15 protein-coding genes and 1 pseudogene are annotated in these 18,517 nt (G+C 61.6%); 4 read left to right on the forward strand and 12 right to left on the reverse strand.

Going from position 1 to position 18,517, the window contains the following annotated elements; all coding sequences use genetic code 11:
* Positions 1–89: 89 nt before the first annotated feature.
* The 4 genes from PQ467_RS18020 to PQ467_RS18035 all read right to left on the reverse strand — a co-directional run bounded on the left by PQ467_RS18020 (position 90) and on the right by PQ467_RS18035 (position 3,599).
* Positions 90–1,229: a class I SAM-dependent methyltransferase gene (locus PQ467_RS18020; RefSeq protein WP_274176915.1), complete on the reverse strand. Its 1,140-nt coding sequence runs from the start codon at positions 1,227–1,229 to the stop codon at positions 90–92.
* Complete coding sequence (locus tag PQ467_RS18025) at positions 1,229–1,528, reverse strand: hypothetical protein (RefSeq protein ID WP_274176916.1); 300 nt, start codon at positions 1,526–1,528, stop codon at positions 1,229–1,231. The genes PQ467_RS18020 and PQ467_RS18025 overlap by 1 nt, the downstream gene beginning before the upstream one ends.
* A 416-nt stretch (positions 1,529–1,944) precedes the next feature.
* Positions 1,945–2,736, reverse strand: a complete 792-nt coding sequence (locus tag PQ467_RS18030; RefSeq protein ID WP_274176917.1) for an SDR family NAD(P)-dependent oxidoreductase — start codon at positions 2,734–2,736, stop codon at positions 1,945–1,947.
* Positions 2,737–2,849: 113 nt separating this feature from the next.
* Positions 2,850–3,599 (reverse strand): SDR family oxidoreductase, encoded by a 750-nt coding sequence (locus tag PQ467_RS18035; RefSeq protein ID WP_274176918.1) that lies wholly within the window; start codon positions 3,597–3,599, stop codon positions 2,850–2,852.
* A gap of 147 nt (positions 3,600–3,746) precedes the next feature.
* Here PQ467_RS18035 and PQ467_RS18040 point away from each other — a divergent pair, with 147 nt between their 5' ends.
* Positions 3,747–4,670 (forward strand): LysR family transcriptional regulator, encoded by a 924-nt coding sequence (locus tag PQ467_RS18040; protein ID WP_274176919.1) that lies wholly within the window; start codon positions 3,747–3,749, stop codon positions 4,668–4,670.
* A 298-nt stretch (positions 4,671–4,968) separates the two neighbouring features.
* Here the strand turns inward: PQ467_RS18040 and PQ467_RS18045 are convergent, their stop codons facing one another.
* The 3 genes from PQ467_RS18045 to PQ467_RS18055 form a co-directional block, all read right to left on the reverse strand.
* Positions 4,969–5,259 carry a hypothetical protein gene (locus PQ467_RS18045; protein WP_274176920.1) on the reverse strand — a complete coding sequence of 97 codons (291 nt, stop codon included), beginning with the start codon at positions 5,257–5,259 and terminating at the stop codon, positions 4,969–4,971.
* A gap of 27 nt (positions 5,260–5,286) precedes the next feature.
* Positions 5,287–5,523: a hypothetical protein gene (locus PQ467_RS18050; protein WP_274176921.1), complete on the reverse strand. Its 237-nt coding sequence runs from the start codon at positions 5,521–5,523 to the stop codon at positions 5,287–5,289.
* A gap of 84 nt (positions 5,524–5,607) precedes the next feature.
* Positions 5,608–6,579: a LysR family transcriptional regulator gene (locus PQ467_RS18055; protein ID WP_274176922.1), complete on the reverse strand. Its 972-nt coding sequence runs from the start codon at positions 6,577–6,579 to the stop codon at positions 5,608–5,610.
* A gap of 79 nt (positions 6,580–6,658) precedes the next feature.
* Between PQ467_RS18055 and PQ467_RS18060 the strand changes: the two genes are divergently transcribed.
* Both PQ467_RS18060 and PQ467_RS18065 read left to right on the forward strand, forming a co-directional pair.
* On the forward strand, positions 6,659–8,995 hold the full coding sequence (locus PQ467_RS18060) for a TonB-dependent receptor (RefSeq protein ID WP_274176923.1): 2,337 nt from the start codon (positions 6,659–6,661) through the stop codon (positions 8,993–8,995).
* Between the two features lie 23 nt (positions 8,996–9,018).
* Entirely contained in the window at positions 9,019–10,455 is a 1,437-nt protein-coding gene (locus PQ467_RS18065; RefSeq protein WP_274176924.1) for a sulfatase family protein, read from the forward strand.
* Positions 10,456–10,489: 34 nt separating this feature from the next.
* Here PQ467_RS18065 and PQ467_RS18070 read toward each other — a convergent pair.
* The 5 genes and pseudogenes from PQ467_RS18070 to PQ467_RS18090 form a co-directional block, all read right to left on the reverse strand.
* Positions 10,490–11,127, reverse strand: a pseudogene (locus tag PQ467_RS18070) (integrase core domain-containing protein); the annotation flags it as partial.
* A gap of 195 nt (positions 11,128–11,322) precedes the next feature.
* A complete protein-coding gene (locus PQ467_RS18075; RefSeq protein ID WP_274176925.1) occupies positions 11,323–12,513 on the reverse strand; it encodes a multidrug effflux MFS transporter in 1,191 nt (396 codons plus the stop codon).
* A 76-nt stretch (positions 12,514–12,589) separates the two neighbouring features.
* Positions 12,590–13,633 (reverse strand): aromatic ring-hydroxylating dioxygenase subunit alpha, encoded by a 1,044-nt coding sequence (locus PQ467_RS18080; RefSeq protein ID WP_274176926.1) that lies wholly within the window; start codon positions 13,631–13,633, stop codon positions 12,590–12,592.
* 147 nt (positions 13,634–13,780) lie between these two features.
* Positions 13,781–14,560, reverse strand: a complete 780-nt coding sequence (locus PQ467_RS18085) for an SDR family NAD(P)-dependent oxidoreductase (RefSeq protein ID WP_274176927.1) — start codon at positions 14,558–14,560, stop codon at positions 13,781–13,783.
* A gap of 55 nt (positions 14,561–14,615) precedes the next feature.
* Positions 14,616–16,781 (reverse strand): TonB-dependent receptor, encoded by a 2,166-nt coding sequence (locus tag PQ467_RS18090; protein WP_274176928.1) that lies wholly within the window; start codon positions 16,779–16,781, stop codon positions 14,616–14,618.
* A 311-nt stretch (positions 16,782–17,092) separates the two neighbouring features.
* Here PQ467_RS18090 and PQ467_RS18095 point away from each other — a divergent pair, with 311 nt between their 5' ends.
* Positions 17,093–18,406, forward strand: a complete 1,314-nt coding sequence (locus PQ467_RS18095) for a Rieske 2Fe-2S domain-containing protein (protein WP_274176929.1) — start codon at positions 17,093–17,095, stop codon at positions 18,404–18,406.
* Positions 18,407–18,517: the final 111 nt, after the last annotated feature.

The raw sequence follows: 18,517 nt of genomic DNA on the forward strand, positions 1-18,517 counted from the left end.
ATAGACCGCAACAGCAAAGCTTTGGCGCCGTTGCGGCCAAGTTGCGCTATCGGGGGCAGCGTCAAAAGCCCAGCTGCCCCAGCAGCCGGTCATGCAGCGGGGCGGCGTCCCGAGGCAACAAACCACGAGCGGAAAACCCCCTTGGATTCACCGCCGAAACCGCCCTGACCCGGCTGCGGCGCCCAAGCGGCATCCTGAAAACCCACGGCAATATCGGAAAAGCCCGCAGCCCGCATCAGCGCGTCATAATCCGCAGACGTCGCTGCCTGCCATGCCGGTTCATTGTTGTAATCACGCTCCACCTGGGCGCGCACCTGGCTCCACAGGTCGAGGCTGTCATAGCGCACGGGAACCTCAAGGTGGATGGCCACGCCGCCGGGGCGCAACAGGCGGCGGCTTTCGGCCAGAATTTGCCCAATCGCCTCGGCCGAGGTTTCGTGCATCAGCGCTGCGGAAAAGACGAGATCGAAATCGCCATCCGGGAAGGGCGCATGTTCGGCATCGCCCTGCACGAAATGGATCGCGGCGCCCATGTGGCTGGCGCGCGCATGGGCATAGCGCAGCATCGAGGAGCCCACGTCTAGACCATAGGTTTCCGCCTCGGGGAAGGCCTGCGCCACGGGGACCAGGCTGGTGCCAACGCCGCAGCCCAGTTCGAGTATGCGCTTGGGCGCAAGATCGGGATAGAGCGCATAGAGATGGCCCAGCACTGTCTTGCCGCGGCCGTCATTGAGGAAGCCGCCATTGCGGCCCAGCATATAGACCGCGCCGCCACGGTCCATCATCGCGCCCTGGCGTACGCCGGGCGCGTCAAAGCCATAGCCGCCCGGCATGATATGCACATGGCCGTCCACCAGATAGGCGGGAGGGGAAAATTCCGGATCGAGCGTGAGCGAGCCCAGCGTCGCCTCCTGCGCCAGCGCGTCAAGTGCGTCGCCCTGCCGATCGACACTGCTCCACACATCGTCCCACATCATTTCCTGCGAGGCGCGGAACGTCCCCGCCCACGACCGGAATGCGGGCTGTTCATGCAGGCGGGCAAAGGTCTCGGCATCGCGATCATTATGCGTCGTGCCCGGGTCCAGCTTGCGCGCTAGTTCACCCTGCAGCGGCTCGATCTCGCTGCCCAGCCACATTTTGAGGTCGCGGACAAACAATTGCTGCGCCATTTCGTCATGGTTTGCCTCTGGCAGCATCGCATGGGACAGGGGGGGCATCGCTCCGGACATCAGCCTTGCTCCTCAATCGCGCGGCGTGACGCATCGCGCAGGGGACGGAAAACCTTGGCAATCAACCGCTGACGCAGGGTCTCGCGGTGTTGGGCTGCTTCACCCTCGGCGCGATAGGCTTCGATGGCGGCGCGCTCCAGCAGGCCCTTGTCCTCAAGCAGGCGCTCAAGCGTATCGACTCGCTCGCGCGTCACGGCCAATTCGCTGGCCAGAGCGGCGATCATCGCCAGCGCCTGATCCTCGATCACGGAAAGGCCGGTGATTTCGCGGCGGCCGGCGGTGGCGGGAGGGACTGTCACAGTTGCGCTCCATTGCGGGAAAGGCGTGATGGATAGGCCAGGATCAGCGCTTTAGCGAGTCCCGCATCGCCAAATGATCGCTGTGCGGAACACCGGCGCCATGCTCTCCGCCAACTCCTCTGTTTCAGCACTTCTCTAGCTGTCTGAGGCATTATCACCGAGGTTCTGTCGACAAAGTTAGGCCGCCATCGACGGATGGCGGCGAGATGGAGGAAACTGGCGAACGACAGCGCGGTTTTGTCGTAGCGGGTGATTGGCGCAGCGGGCGAGGACTTTGCACGTAAAGCCGCCGCGTGATCGACCACAAGCCTCCTTATGCGTTCCCCTTCAGCGCCGTTCAAAAGACGGTTCGTGGGAAATCTCCAAGAATTCATGGCGCGGGGCGGGTCATGCCCCGCGCCATGGGCTATGATGCCTCAGTAGGCGCTCTTGACCACCCCGCCATCAGCACGGATCGCGGCGCCATGCGTGGCCGAGGCGAGCGGGCTGGCGAGATAGGTCACCATGGCGGCGATCTCGTCGGGGCTGGTGAAGCGCTTGATCAGCGAGGTGGGGCGGACATGTTCGAAGAACTCGGCCTCGACCTGTGCCGCGCTCTTGCCATCGGCCTGCGCCAGCGCGTCGACGAAATCGCCCACGCCGCGTGACCGCGTTGGCCCGGGCAGCACCGAATTCACCGTGATGCCGGTGCCCGCCACGCTTTCGGCGATGCCGCGCGCGGCGGCGATCTGCGCGGCCTTGGTAACGCCATAATGCACCATCTCGGCGGGGATTTGCAGCCCGCTCTCGCTGGAGATGAACAGGATGCGGCCCCAGTTCTGCGCGCGCATGCCGGGAAGATATTCACGCGAAAGGCGCACGCCCGACAGCACGTTGATATCGAAGAAGCGCATCCAGTCGGCATCGGGAATGTCCTCGAAACCCTTGGGTTCGAAAATGCCGAGGTTGTTGACCAGAATGTCGACTTTGGGGAAGCGTTCGAGCAAATCGGCTGCCGCCTGCGCCGTGCCTAGGTCCCCGGCGAAACCGGAGACTTTGCCTTCGCCCAGCGCGTCCAATTCCGCCACCACGCCATCGACGGCGGATTGGCTGCGGCCATTGACGATGACCTCGGCGCCTTCCTTCACCAGTGATTGAGCGATGGCATGGCCGATCCCCGCAGTGCTGCCGGTGACGAGCGCGATCTTGTTGTTGAGTTGCAGATCCATGGATATTCTCCTTGCTGGGGGGTAATGCGGTTGCGGGCCTTCCTGCACGCTTTGCGGGCGCTTTGGCTTGCATCATCCTGTCAAGATCGGCGGGCCGTGTGACGCGGACCGGGTTACAGGTTGCTCATGCCGCCATCGACGGTGAGTTCGCTGCCGACGGTGAAGCGCGATTCATCCGAGGCGAAGTAGACGAAGGCATCGGCAATTTCTTGAGGATCGCCGAAGCGGCCGACCGGAAGTTGGCCAAGGATCGCCTGCTGCATCCCGCCCAATTGCTCCTCATTCAGGCCCAGCTTGCCATAGAGCGGGGTCACCACCGGGCCGGGGCTGACCACATTGGCGCGGATGCCGCGTCCGATCAGCTCACCCGACAATGTGCGCGCCAGCGAGATCAGGGCGGCCTTGGTGGCGGCATAGACGGACGAATTGGGCATGCCGATACGCGCGTTGATCGAACCGTTGAAGACGATCGAGGCGGGGCTGGCCAGCACCGGCAACAGTGCCTGGATCAGGAAATAGGGGCCCTTCACATTCACGGCGAAGGAGCGGTCGAACCCGGCCTCGTCGAAGGCTTCGATGGGGCGGAAATCGGCAACGCCAGCGTTGATGACCAGCGCATCGAGCTTGCCGAATTGAGCCTTGATGACGTCGGCAATGGCCTGCTGGCCCGCGACATCGCCGGCATCGGCGAGGATGGCGATGACATTGCCACCCAGCTGTGCCTTGGCGACGGCGAGGCGTTCGGAATTGGTGCCGGTGATGGCGACGCGGGCGCCTTCGGCCAGAAAGCGCTGAGCGGTGGCAAGGCCGATGCCGCTGGTGGCGCCGGTGACAAGGGCGGTCTTGGTGGCGAGACGGGTCATGGTGGTGGTCCTTTCGATCATGTCGGTTTGTGTGGGGCAGCAGATCTTTCGTGCTGACAAGAGTGCTTCTATCCTTGACGCAGAGCTTGATCGATGGGTCAAAAGTGATCTATTCATTCATAATAACTGAATAAAAGGCCTTACCTCATGGACCGTTTGCGTGCCTATGAAGTGTTCACCACCGTGGTCGCCAAAAACGGCTTTGCCCGCGCTGCTGACGCGCTCGGCACCTCGCCGGCCAATGTCACGCGCTATGTGGCGGATCTGGAGGCGCATCTGGGCACGCGGCTGCTCAACCGCACATCACGCCGCATCGCGCTGACCGAGGCGGGCGCGGCGCTCTATGAACGGCTGCGCCATGTTCTCGACGATGTGGCCGAGGCCGAGGCCGCCGCCAGCGCCGACAGCCGCGCCCCGCGCGGGCGGCTGCGCATCAACGCCCCGCTCAGCTTTGGCGTGCGGCATCTGGCGCCGCTGTGGCCGCGCTTCATGGCGACCTATCCCGATGTGGAGCTGGACATTTCGCTGTCGGACCGCGTGGTCGATTTGGTGGACGAGGGCTATGACCTTGCCATCCGCATCTCGCGCGGCGGCTCGCAAAGCCATGTCGCACGCAAGCTGGCGATGTCGCACAACATCGTGTGCGCGGCGCCTGCCTATGTGGCGGCGCATGGCGCGCCCGCCACGCCCGATGATCTGATCGGCCACGCCTGCATCGCCTATACCCTGTCACCCGATCCCGAATCATGGCCCTTTCTGGATGCCCACGGGCAGACCTATGGCGCGCCGATCCGCCCGCGCTTTTCCAGCAACAATGGCGATACGGTGCGAGCCATCGCGCTTTCGGGGCAGGCGTTGGCGTGGCTGCCCACCTTCCTGGCAGGTGAGGATCTGCGCGAAGGGCGGCTGGTGCGGCTGATGCCCGATCACCCCTTGCCCCCCATCGCCATTCTGGCCGTCTACCCCAGCCGTCGCCACCTGTCGGCCAAGGTGCGCGCCATGGTCGATTTCCTCGCCGATGCGTTCAAAGGCACGCCGGTGTGGGAAGGCGGCGCCGACCCCACCAACTAGGCGCGGCATGGGGCCGTAAGCCACCGTGACCAGTGGCTTTATCAAGAAAAATCAGGCAAGGATATGGCCGGGCTGCCTGGCCAGTTACATATCGACCGGGCCGTTCGCGGCTATCTCGATCATGACGGACAACCGCCCCCTCCAATGATCGGAAGGTTCGCCTGAATGCAGCGGTGACGGTTCTTTTTGTGATCTCGTCGCTTCGTTCATTCCCCAAGTTTCGATTTTTCGCGCGAATGGGCTTACTGCGGTTCCGCATTGGCGAGAGGGGCCCTGACCCAGCACGCCGGTCCTTCCTTCAAAAGATCGGCTGCGCCACGAGAGCGGCCTCGGCACGGCATTGCGCGGCGTCCGGGCGAGGCGTTGCGGGATCGGCGCGTAATGCCCCGATTTCCGCCTGTGCGGCGGCAAAGTCGTCCCTGAAGGCGGGCACCTGATCGAGCGCGGCCAGCGTCGTAGTCGCCGACAGACGTCCTGCTTCGACCGCACTGGCGTTATGAACGCCGCAGACGATCCGGCTTTCCCCGAACGCGCGGCCCCGTGCCAGAACCGGTGTTGCCCGGTCGGGCGCGAGCTTGGCCAGTAGCATTGCCCAAGTCTATCCGAGCGTGGTGTGTCAGGATGGGTAATCATAGCTGCCGGTCAGTTCCGAGCGCGGCTGACAGGTTGCACCCGCATCATAGCGGAAAGGGCGTTCGCGCTTGTAGAAATTCTTTGCGATGCCGGTTGCGCGCGCCGTATCGAAGGCGGCGCGATGGACGAGCGCTACGGTCTTGGGGGCATTCTCCGGTGTCAGGCTGACCCCGACCGCACAGATGTAATCGCGCATCATATCCGCGGGCGACAGTTTCACGTCGTTTGTCGCCATGTCCCAGCGCGGCGTCCCCGAAGCGCGCGGGTGGCGCGAAAGATCGCGCGGTCGGCGGCGGGAAATTACCTACTGAAATGCTAAATTCGGGCGATAAATTCCGTCTACTTCGCCCCAATTTTGAGTGGTCCTGGTGAAAAATTTACGTAGCTCTTCAGCATTTTGGGTAGATAGTTGCGCAGATAGATAAAGGCGCGTTTGCCAAGTGGCTAAATCCTGGACTTTCTCCAAAACGCCCGCTGGATCCAGCGCAGCAACAATGCTGGAGAGAACGACGAGCGCGCCCACACCCTCGCTGGCCATGCGGATCGCGACGTCGTGAAACGGATAATGGCCGACGATGCGAAAATTTACGCCGACGTGTCGCAAATAGCGCATCTGAGACGCGGCATCGGGCTGGTCGCTGTTGGGTAGAATTAGGTCGATCGGCTGCACTGGATTTGCCCTGATCCGCGCGGCGATGGTGGGGCAGGCATAAATGCCCATACCAATTTGAGTCAATATCTCCGATTGCGGCAATTCCTCTGCCGAACTCACATTTAGAAGGGCACCTTGGACCTTGTCCGCCGCAATTGCCTGCTTGAGCCATTTTCGTGTTTTGGGAATGACAAAATTGAGGCTGATATCAGGATGCGCCCGCAGAAATTCAGGCAGCGCCGGGCGCAAGATATCCTCCAGCAGATGCGGCCCGGTGTGGATCGTGATGCAGGTCGGCGAGACGGGCGAGGGCACCAGCTTTTGCCCTAGCGCCAGCCCTTGCTTGACGAACTGAAGGGCTGCCTCGCAAAATTCTTCGCCCTCGGGCAACAACTGGATAGCCGCACCGCGGCGGCGACGGAACAGGGGTCCTCCCAATTGTTCCTCCAGCAGGCAGATCTGGTGGCTGACTGCGGCCTCGGAAATGCCCAGCGCTTCAGAGGCACGGCGGAAGCCTTCCGCTTCGCATACCTTCAGGAATATCTCGATCTGGCGGATGGTGAAACGGAACATGGAATCAGGATAACCGATAAGTTCAACCTTGTCACTTCTGACAAGATCCACCCCCTTTGCTTGGCTGGTTCCTGCAACCTAGGCTGGCCATCAATCACCGGCGGCACGTTCGGGAAAAGGGGAGAGGAAGATGTCGAAATTCGCTGCAATGCGCCATGTCTTGTTGGCATCGGCGAGCCTGTTGCTGCCCCAGAGCGCAATGGCGCAGGAGGCCAGGAAGCCCGACACCGGGGTCGCTGAAATTGTTGTCACGGCGCAATTCCAGTCGCAGAAACTGCAGGATACGCCGCTGGCCATCACCGCCATCAATGCCTCCGGACTGGAGGCGCGCTCGATCAACCAGATTGCCGACATCAGCAACAGCGCGCCCGGCGTCCTGCTCAAACCATCGGCCGCCGCCTTTGGCCCGGCGGTCACGGTCTTCGTGCGCGGCCTGGGGCAGAGCGACAGCAGCATCGCCATGGAACCGGGCGTGGGCATGTATGTCGATGATGTCTATTACGGTTCGCTGTTCGGCGCCAATTTCGACCTGCTCGATCTGGAGCGGGTGGAGATCCTGCGCGGGCCGCAAGGGACGCTGGCGGGCAAGAATTCCATCGGCGGGGCGGTCAAACTCTACAGCCGCAAGCCTGACGGGCGCGGCGCGAATTACCTTGAGGCCAGTTATGGTTCGCGCAATCTGCTCAGCTTTCGCGGCGGGGGCGATTTCACTATCGTCCCGGACAAGCTCTATGCCCGCGCCTCGGGCGTCTACACGCGGCAGGACGGCTATGTAACGCGGTTTGATTATGGCTGTCTCCATCCGTCTTCGGGGGTTCCGGCGGCGGGCATTTCCGGCAATTGCGTGCTGGGCCATGAGGGCGGCAAGAATTACGGGGGCGGGCGGCTTGCCCTGCGCTATACGCCCAATCCGCAATGGACGGTCGATCTGTCGGCCACGGTGATCAAGGACAATTCCGAGGTCGCGCCCACGGTTTTGCTGGCCGCGAACAGCACTTCGGCGCCCTATTTTGCGCCCTTTAATCCCGCGCTCTTTGTCGTGCCCGCCGGAGCCAATTACAATTACGCCACCTATGCCACACCCGCCTTCACCGACCCGGCCATCTATAATGGCAAGGTGGGCGCGGGCAGTCATCCCGCGATCAGCGTGCCGAGCCATAATGACCTGCTGCAAAGCACGTTCAACGGCACGATCACATGGCGGCCGGGCGAGAACCTGACGCTGACCTCGATCACCGGCTACAGCCGCACCAATGTCAGCTATGGCATTGACGGCGATGCCAGCCCGATCACCACCCAGACCGCGCTGTATCAGGCCCGCAGCCGCCAGTTCAGCCAGGAATTGCGCCTCAATGGTCGGGCACTGGGCACTTTGCTCGATTGGACCGTGGGCGGCTATTATTACCGGGCGGACAATAATTTTGCGGGGTCGAACATCCTTTATCCCGGCAAGCCGTTCGAAAACCTCAATGCGCCCGACGATGACGCGGTTTCCACCAACAAGAGCGTGTTTGGTCAGGCGATCCTGCATCCGCTTTCCGGCCTGAACCTGACGGGCGGCATCCGCTATACCGGCGATACCAAGGACTACACCTATCGCCGTTACAACCCGTTCCTGCCCGGTGTGCCCACCTTTACCGCTGCGGGCGTGCTGACCGGGGTGCAGAGCCATTATCAGGCGAACAAGGTCGATTACCGGGTCAATCTGGACTATCGTTGGAATGATCAGTTGATGACCTATGCGCAGGTTTCAACCGGTTTTCGCGGCGGCGGCACCAATCCACGGCCTTTCGTGCCCGAACAGGCGGTGCCTTTCTATCCCGAAACGATCACCGCCTATGAGATTGGTTTTAAGAGCGATCTGTGGGCGCGGCGGGTGCGGGTCAATGGCTCGCTGTTCCTCAATGACTATTCGAACATCATTTTCACCAACACCGCGCCCACGGCCAACAGCGCGCTCAACGCCACGCCCACCAATGTCGGCTCCGCGCGCTACAAGGGTGCCGAACTGGAGATAACGGCGCGGCCCGTGGGGGGGATGCTGATCGACGCCAGCGTCAGCTATCTGCATTTTCAACTGACCTCGATCAGCGCGGCGGGCGTGGTCATTCAGGGCGTGACGCTGGCCAATGCCGCGCCCTTTGCCCCGGCATGGAAGGCGGCACTTGGCGCGCAATATGGGGTGGAAACCAGGATCGGCACTTTCACCCCGCGCGTGGATTACAGCTATCAGTCGTCCTATTTCACCACAATTGCCAATAATCCCGAAGGGCAGGTGGGCGCCTATGGCGTCACCAATGCGCGGTTGACCTTCGATTCCCCGAACAAGGACTGGCGCCTGTCGCTGGCCGTGCGCAACCTGTTCGACACGACCTATTACAACAACAAATTCTTCAATCTGGGCATGACCCTTGCCCAGCCTGCGCCGCCGCGTGAAGTGTCCGTGACGCTGCGTCGCAATTTCTGATCATTCGTTCAAGGACAAATGCCATGGCTTCTTTATCGCGACGTTCGCTTATTGCCCGCTCCACGGCTCTGATCGGGGCGGGTCTGGTGCCCGAACTGGCCAGAGCAGCGACCGGCAAGGGGCAACGCCGGCCCAATATCCTCTTCATTCTGGCTGATGATATGGGTTTTGCGGATCTCAGTTGCTATGGTCGGCGCGATTATGCCACGCCTGCGCTCGATGCTCTGGCGGCCGGGGGACTGCGTTTTACGCAGGCCTATGCCAATTCGGCGGTCTGTTCGGCCACGCGCACGGCACTGATTACCGGGCGGTATCAGAACCGGCTGCCCGTCGGGCTTGAGGAGCCGCTGGGCCAGCGCCCCGTCGGCCTGCCGCCCAGCCACCCCACGCTGCCCTCGCTGCTGCGCAAGGCGGGCTATGGCACGATGCTGATCGGCAAATGGCATCTGGGGGCGCTGCCCGATTATGGGCCGCAACAAAGCGGGTATGATCATTTCTGGGGCTTTCGCGGCGGCGGTCTGGACTATTTCACCCACAAGGCTTTCGGCAAGGCGGACCTGTGGGATGATGCGCGCCAGATCGACCAGCAGGGCTATCTGACCGATCTGCTGGGTGCCAAGGCGCGCGAGGTGATCACGGACTATGCGCGGCAGGACAAACCCTTCTTTATGTCGCTGCATTTCAACGCGCCGCATTGGCCTTGGGAAGGGCCCGAAGATGTGGCCGAAGCGCGCCGTCTGGACGAGAGCGGCAAGCCCATGGCCATGTTCCATTTCGACGGTGGCAGTGCGAAGATCTACGCGCAGATGGTCACGCGGATGGATTACCAGATCGGCCTGATCCTCAAACGCCTTGAAGAACTGGGCATGGCCGAGAACACGATTGTGGTCTTTACCAGCGACAATGGCGGCGAGCGCTTTTCCGACACCGGCCCCTTCACCGGGCGCAAGACCGAACTGCTCGAAGGAGGGCTGCGCGTGCCCGCCATCATCCGCTGGCCCGGCGTGACCAAAGCGGGCAGCGTGAGCGAGCAGACCATCATGACGATGGACTGGTTGCCCACCTTGCTGGCCGCCGCGGAAACCGCGCCCGATCCGGCCTTTCCCTCTGATGGCGAAAACCTGCTGCCCGTTCTGCGCCGCCCGGATCAGGCGCATGAGCGCAGTTTCTCATGGCGCTATCTCAACCTCAATCAGGAGGCCTGTCGCAAAGGCGACTGGAAATATCTGAAAATCCTGAACAACACTTTCCTGTTCAACGTGGTGGATGATCCGCAGGAGCGGGCGAACCTTAAGGAGCGGATGCCGGAAAAATTCCGCGAAATGCAGGCCGAATGGCAGAAGTGGAACGCCCAGATGCTGCCCCTCGATTATGACGCGGGGACCAGCGGTTTTACCGGCGCGCAATTGCCTGATCACTTTGGCATAGAAAAAGCCCAGACGTTTAATCGACCTATGTAACTCTCCCCATCAATGAGATTGCACCTGCGTTTTGTCAGGTGTTTAGTCCCAGCATGTGATGGTGTGGCTTGACGATAAAGGCCTCCGGCTTGGATTTCCAGACCTGCTCGATGGCCTCGTATGGCGTTTTGAAGCGGAGAGCTTTGAGTTGCCTGGCTAAGTTGTAAGCAACCAGCCAGTCCCGGATATGCCTGCGCAGTTCGATGATCGAGGTATAGTGGAAGGATTTGATCGTCGCTTCCTTGATGGTGCGAACCATACGTTCGGCCTGACCGTTGGTCCAGGGGTGGTAGGGTTTGGTGAGTCGATGCTCGATGCCGTTTTCCCGGAATATACGTCCGAAAATATGCGGAAAGGTCAGGCCTGTGCCCCGTTCGGTCTGAGTGAAGTGGATCCCGTTGTCGGTCGGTATGGTGTGAATTCTGTAGGGCAGCGATGCAGGGAGGAGCGCGTCAGATGGGGGATCACGTCCTTCAAGGCGATATAGACATCATCGAGCGGGAGTCGGGCCTGAACCCGCAGAGCCACGATGGCTGCTTCCTCCATGGGCGAGAGGACCGTGCTACCTGGCTCCCTGGGCCCCATCGGCTTGTCCCCGACAGACTGGCGGCTCCGCAATTTCAGGACTGTCTTTTCGTTGATCGCATACTTCTTGGCGAGGCTCGCGACCGCAAGCTTCGGTTAAAAATCCCGCTTGTTAGCGTGTCGTGACTATAGCGTCACCACAGTGGGGAAAGCACGTCGGCATAGCCTTCCGAAAAATGCAGGAGGGTTAAGTCAACCGGTAAAGATCGCTCATGAACTGCCCTCTGGTAAGCCTGAATTATGTCGCTGCCCACCAAACACTCCGTCCTGAGAAAAGACTTGTTAGTTCCTGTCCCGGAAACCACTGTTCAGGCGCGAAAATTTCATGACTACCAATGCGCAGGTGCCTATGCCCGATGCCGCAGCGGTAGTCACCGCAGCGCCAAGCGCCGGATCTCCCAATTGGGCGCTTCCCATCGAGCAAATCGCGCCGATTATCATCTGTGAGGCGCCATAAATGCCCGAACCCGAGGCCATCGCCTGGGGATTGACACTGATGGCCAGGCTAAGCGCAGGCGGGCCGGAAAGGCCCACGCCAAAAAGAAACAGGCACATAGTGGCAACCAGCATCGGAACCGTAAGCTCCCCTTTGATTGTCAGAATCAGCATGACAATAGAACTGGCGCAGACGCAGGCCCCACCCACCATCAGCATATGGTCGGCACGCAGCCGGGGCGCCATGCGGCTTGCCGCGATGCTGCCCAGCCAGATGCCCGCTGTGGCCATCGCCAGCATCGGCCCTATCCGGCCCGCCGTATAGCCAAACTGCCGAACGAGGATAAAAGGCGCGGCCCCGATCAGCGCATACATTGAGGTCGTGAAGCAGCCTCCCGCAATCGAGCAGGCCACGAAATAGGGACATATCATCAATTGCAGATAATGGCGCATGACCGTCCTGCCCGAAACTTCGGCTCTGTCCGCCTCGGGAATCAAGCGCAAGGTGGCAATCAGGTTCACGCAGCCAAACAGCGCCAACAGGGCAAAAATCATACGCCAGCCCCAAAATGCCGCAATCGTTCCTCCCAGCAGCGGCGAGAGCGCAGGCCCCAGGGTGATCAGCAGGTTCATCATTGCCTGCCGCCTTGTGGCTTCGCGCGCGCCGCAACCGCGTCGGGCAATGGTGCGTGCCAGCACCAGTCCCACGCCCCCGCCCAACGATTGCACCAGCCGTATGACCACCAGCGTACGCGCCTGGGTTGCCATGCCCGCCGCTATGCTGGCGATGATATAGAGGCACAGGCCCGCAATCAGAATTCGCCGCAGCCCGATCCAGTCAGCCAGCGGTCCAAAGACCAACTGGCCGAAGGCAAGGCCGCCGATATAGATGCTGATCGTCCATTGCATTTCACGCGCGTCCACCCCCAGCGACTTGGCCGCAAAGGGCAGGGCGGGGATGAAAATATGCGCTGTCATCACCGCGCCCAGCGCGATCAGGCCGAGCAGCCAAAGGGGGGCAGGCCTTTGCTGGTCCATTGGGGTGGCCTTTTTAAAATAGCGCGGCCCCGCGTGCAGCGCACGCGAGGCCGCATATGGTCGGGAATGGGCGGGCTCAGGCGGGGATGCGGCGATCCTGCTCTGCTTCCTGCAGGCTGCTCAACAGCCGTCGGGTCTGGTTCACCGCACCATCGCTGGCAATCCCGACAAATGGGCGTTCGGGCTCGTCGTCGATGCGCAATTGCTGAGCCTCCAGCGTTACTTCATCCTCGGTGATCGTGTCGAAGAACTGGTCGAACAACACCTCCGGCACCCCGCTTTCTCGCGAGGCGGTGGTGCAGATGGTCCACAGATAATGGCTGGTGGTTTCGGTTTCGGGGGTGATGAAATGGTTGTTGGCCAGCATGAAACCATTGTCGCGGCGGCCTTCATAGGCGCCTGTGCCCACATCGCAGCCCCCGGCGTTTACCCGGCAATTCATCCCGCGCGCCGGTTCAAAGCGCACCTCTTGCCAGCGGTCGACCCGGCCCTTGAAGCCGCCTGCATCGACATAGGATTTGGGCGGCACCGAATTGGGCATCTGGCGCAGCAAGGTCACCTTGCGCCCGTCGAACTCCACCTTGGTATCGGCCCCGTAGTGCTGCTCCGGATTGCCGCCGATGGTGCGCGCGTGGATATAGGGCACATGGGTCAGGTCCATGATGTTGTCGATGATGAGCTGCCAATTGGCCTTCACATGGAAGTTGTAGGGCCGCCAGCTCCAGCGCGGGTCATTGTGTTCGGGGGAATCGATGATCGTTGAGGGATCGGCCAGCGCCGCCTCGCCCATCCAGATCCAGATCAGGTGATCCTTTTCCACCACCGGATAGTGGCGGACATTGGCGGCGGCCGGGATGCGCTGTTGATTCGGGATGCGGGTGCAGGTGCCGCGCCCGTCAAATTCGACCCCGTGATAGCAACAGCGGATGATATTGCCTTCGACATGCCCGCTGCTCAGCGGCATGGCGCGGTGGCTGCATCGGTCCTCCAGCGCGGCGATCTGGCCGTCTTCGGTGCGGAACAAGACGACCGCCTCATTCAGGAAGCGGCGGCCCAGCGTCTTGCCCGGCGCGATTTCCTCGGCAAAGGCGGCGACATACCATGTGTTGCGAATGAACATGACAATCTCCCGAATGTTTGCGGCGCCAAGGATCAAGGCGCTCTTTGTGTTGGGTGCAAGATTATGGGCGGCGGCGGGGGCAGGCCAATCGCAATCTTATAAAGCCATAATAAAAACGGGATGACTGTACCCCGCCTGATGAATGGGTCAGCGCAGGTAAAGCCCGCCGTTCATATCCAGCGTGGCGCCCACGAAAAAACCGCCCCGGTCCGAGGCCAACAGGGCCGCCGCCGCCGCGATTTCGCCCACCTGCATGAAACGGCCAATCGGCACTTCGCCCTCGACGCGGGCGATCTGCTCCTCGCTCAACCGCCCCTTGGCGGTGTCGATGGGGCCGGGGGCAATGGCGTTGACGGTCACGCCGGTCCCGGCCAGTTCGCGCGCGAAATATTTGGTCAGCATGATGGCGCCCGCCTTGGACGCGGCATAATGAGGCGAGGCGACCGTACCGCCGTTCTGCCCGGCCAGCGAGGTGATGTTGACGATGCGGCCATAGCCGTGTTCGCGCATGTGCCGGGAAAAGATCTGACAGCTCAGGAATACGCTGCGCATGTTGATCTGGACGATTTCGTCGAATTCTTCGGGGGTGATGTCCTGCGTCGGGGTGCGTTTGGCATAGCCGGCATTGTTGACGACAATATCCACCCGGCCCCATGCGGCCGCCATCCGGTCGCGCGCGGCGATGAAATCATCCTTGGCGCGCACATCCAGTGTGATCGCCATCGCGGTGGCCCCGGTGGGGTCGAGCGAATCGGCCACCGCCTGCGCGGTAACTGGATCGACATCGCTGACGGCCACTTTACCGCCGCCTGCATGGATCTCGCGGGCGATGGCCTCGCCCACGCCCCGGCCGCCTCCGGTCACAAGGGCGCTGCGCCCTTCAAAGGAAAAGCTGCCATTGGCGGGCAGGGTGAATGTGTCGGACATGGGGAAGCTTTCATACTGGCGGGAGGGGCGCGCGCCCCTCCCGGTGTTCAGGCGATCAGGGGTGCAGCGAGAAGGTCAGGCCAAATGTGCGCGGCTGATTGGTAAAGATCTTCCAATAGGTTGCGCCCCGACCCGGCACCGCCAAGAAGGAGGTGATGTCATCGGCATTGACGATCTGGTAGTTGTTGGTCAGATTCTTGACCCAGGCATTGATCTGCCAACGCTTGCTGGGTGCTTCAAAGGTCAGGCGGGCGTTGAGCGTCTTGCCCTCGGTTTTGTCATAGAGGTTGGGATAGAGGCGCAGCGTGTTGGCGTCATCGGTGGAAATGCGGGCCGAATAGCTGAAATCGGCCTGCGGGGTCAGCGTGGCGCCGCTGGGCAGAGCCAAGGCATAGCTGGCGCCGATGGTAAAGGCATCACGCGGCGCGAATTTGGCCGGATTGCCCGAATAATCGACATTGACCAGCGGATCGCGCAGCGAGGTATATCGCCCCGCCAGATGGGTGTAATTCGCGCTGAACCGCAAGGCGGGGGTGGGGCGAAACACGCTTTCCATTTCCAGCCCGCGCATCTGCAACGTGCCGTTATAGGTATGGGCAATGCCCCCCGCGCCCGAGAAGTTCTGGAGATTGTTGGTCTTCTGGTCAAAAATCGAGACGTTGAAATCCAGCTTGTTGTCGATCAGCCGGGTCTTGGCCCCGATTTCGATATTGCGCGCCTTTTCCGGTTCCAGCGGGATGGTGGGGTTGCGATAGGCATTGTCGACGAAACCGCCCGATTTGAACCCGCGCGCAAACGTGGCGTACAGGTTCACCTTGCGCACCGGCTCATATTTCACGGTAAAGCGCGGGGTGAAGGCGTCCCATGTCTTGCCGCCCGCCGCATTGACCTCACCGGGGAAGCCGAAGGCGGCAATCGCGCCGGGGTCGCTGTTGCTGTAGGCGTGATAGGTGATGTTCTTACGGTCACTGGTAAAGCGCCCGCCCGCCACCAAGGCCAGCTTTTCGGTGACCTTAAAGGTCGCCTCGCCAAACACCGCGATTGAGCGGACATCGCCGTTTTGCACGCGCACAATATTGGTGATGCCCGGATTGGGGCGAATCGCGCCGCCTGTGGCCGAACCGGGCAGGGGGCTGTAATTGAACGTGTTCGTGGTCGAAACATCGGCCGACAGGAAATAGGCACCCACCACATAGGACAGCCGGTTGGGCGCCGAGGCAAAGCGCAATTCCTGGGTAAAGCTGCGATTGCGCACGTCCTGACGGCGGTCGAACACCGGGGTCACGGTGCCGGTGGGCACGTCATCGTTGATCGCATGGCTGTCATTCATGCGATAGCCGGTGATCGCCGTCAGCGTGCCGCCCAGCAGGTCGAGATCGCCGCGCAGATAGCCGCCGCGCAGGCGCTGGGTATAGGGCGAACGGGCGTAATCATTGTTGGTCCAGCGGGCATCGGTGAAATTGCCGAAAGTGGCCGGGATCGTCTGATTGCCGCCGATGCCCAGCTGGATCGCGCCGCCATTGCCGCTGGTATAGGAATAATCGCCCGCCAGAATGATCTTGAGCCGGTCACTGGGCTTGAACAGCAATTTGCCGCGCATCGCATAGCCATCGGTTTGGCCATAATGGCCGCTCTGGTTGGGGGTGTTGATCAGCCCGTCGGAATGTTCGGTGCTGAAAGAAATGCGCGCGGCCAGCTTGTCATCGACCAGTGTGGTGTTGAGCATCCCTTCGGTACGCAGATAGCCGCCATTGCCGGCGGTCACCTCGCCGAAATAGTCGTCCTTCATCACCGGATTGTTGGTGACGACCGAGATCGCCCCGCCTACCACATTGCGCCCGAACAGCGTACCTTGCGGCCCGCGCAGCACTTCGACGCGTTGGATGTCATAGAAATTGGCGTTCAGGTCATTGTTGAACACATAATAGACGTCATCCATGAAATAGGCGACGGGCGTATCCAGCGTGGCGGTGCGGAAGGTGGAAACATTGCCGCGGATCGCCACGATGGAAAGCGATTTGTCGGCCGTGTTGATGGTGATGCCGGGGATCTGTTGCACGAGGGCGGCGGGGCTGAACACCTGCTGGGTGCGCAGTTGCTCGCCGCCAAAGGCCGCCATCGAAAAGGGTACTTCGCGCACGGTGGTTTCGCGGCGCTGGGCCGTGACAATGATATCCTCGCTGGCCGGCGCGGTGGCCGGGGGTGTTGCTTGCTGGGCCATGGCCAATGCCGGCAATGATGCCGCGCAAAGCGCAAAAGTGGCTGATATATAACCGGATTTGTACAGCATCCGAATGGTTCTCCCCATATATCGGGCGGCTTCAAGACCGCCTCGTCACCCACAAAAGCAGCAAAGCGTGAATGGTCGCAAGTGGATCGTCCCGTTTTTTGAATGGTAAGACCTTATTCCGATTGGGGCGTCCAAGCCTGTGCATCTAACAAGGGCGACACAAGTTCACGGCAGGGCAGGCCGCCGCTCCACAGAAGGGATGCGCAAGGCCCGACCGCCACCAACAGAGGAAGAGCCTGACAATGCAGTCCAATGACAGTATCGATCTGACGCGGGTGGGACCGGGCACGGTGATGGGCGCGTTCATGCGCCAATACTGGATGCCCGCCTGCCTTTCCTCCGAGGTGACGGCCGATGGCGACCCGGTGCGTCTGATGATCCTGTGCGAAAAACTGATCGCCTTTCGCGACAGTTCGGGCCGGGTGGGGATCATGGATCACCGCTGTCCGCACCGCTGCGCCTCGCTGTTCATCGGCCGCAATGAGGAAAACGGCATCCGCTGCGTCTATCACGGCTGGAAATTCGATGTGGACGGCAAATGCGTCGATATGCCCTCGGTGCCCGCACGGATGGATTTCAAGGAAAAGGTCCATGCCAAGGCGTACAAGACCCATGAAGCCAACGGGCTGATCTGGGTCTATATGGGCGAAAATCAGGCCAGCCCGCCACCCCTGCCCGAAATCGAGGCGACGATGCACCCCGATGCCGAGATCTGGTGCCTGCAGCGCGACTGCAACTGGCTTCAGGCGCTGGAAGGCGACATTGACACCAGCCATGTCGGTTTTCTGCATGTCGGCTCGATCAGCGCGGACGATCTGGACGAGGATCACCCGATGCGCCCGACCGTGCTGAACCGCGCGCCCGAATATGAGGTGGCGCAGGCCGACTGGGGCGTGATGTATGGCGGCTATCGCCCCAATGACGATGGGCAGATGTCGTGGCGCGTGGCCCATTACATGTTCCCCTTCTGGACCCAGACCCCCAACAACCGTTTTGCCACCCGCGCCATCGCCCGCGCATGGGTGCCGATGGATGATGAGCATTCGATGCTGTTTGATATCACCTGCGGAGTGGATGCGGGCAATCCGGCCTATACCTCGACGCTGAAGGACGGCACGCCGCTGTTCGACAAGATCAGCTATGCCCCCAACACCACCGACTGGTACGGCCGCTGGCGCTCGACCGACAGTGAGGCCAATGACTGGGCCATCGACCGCGACAGCCAGCGCAACGGCACCCAGTTCACCGGCATCCCCAACATCACCATGCAGGATCAGGCCGTGACCGAAAGCATGGGGCCGATCACCGATCACAGCTTTGAAAATCTGGCCCCCACCGACCAGATGATCGCCCGCGTGCGCCGCCGCGTACTGCTGGCCGCCCGCGCGCTGGCCACCAAGGGCACCGTGCCGCCGGGGGTGGAGGATCCCTCGGTCTTTTATCGCGCCCGTGCCGGATCCTTCCTGCACAATCCGCAGGATACTCTGCAGCAGGCCTATGAGGTCGCCTTGACCAAGGCGGTGCGCTGGCCCGAAAGGACCGAAGCGGCGGAATAAGCCATCGCAGGCCGGCGCGATCCATACGCCGGCCTGCCCAACAAACGGGTAATCAGGTGACGACACGCATACTGGCAAGGAAAGGCCGCCGATCCATGACGGTCCTAACCT

The sequence above is a fragment of the Novosphingobium sp. KACC 22771 genome, from assembly GCF_028736195.1.
Lineage (GTDB): Bacteria > Pseudomonadota > Alphaproteobacteria > Sphingomonadales > Sphingomonadaceae > Novosphingobium.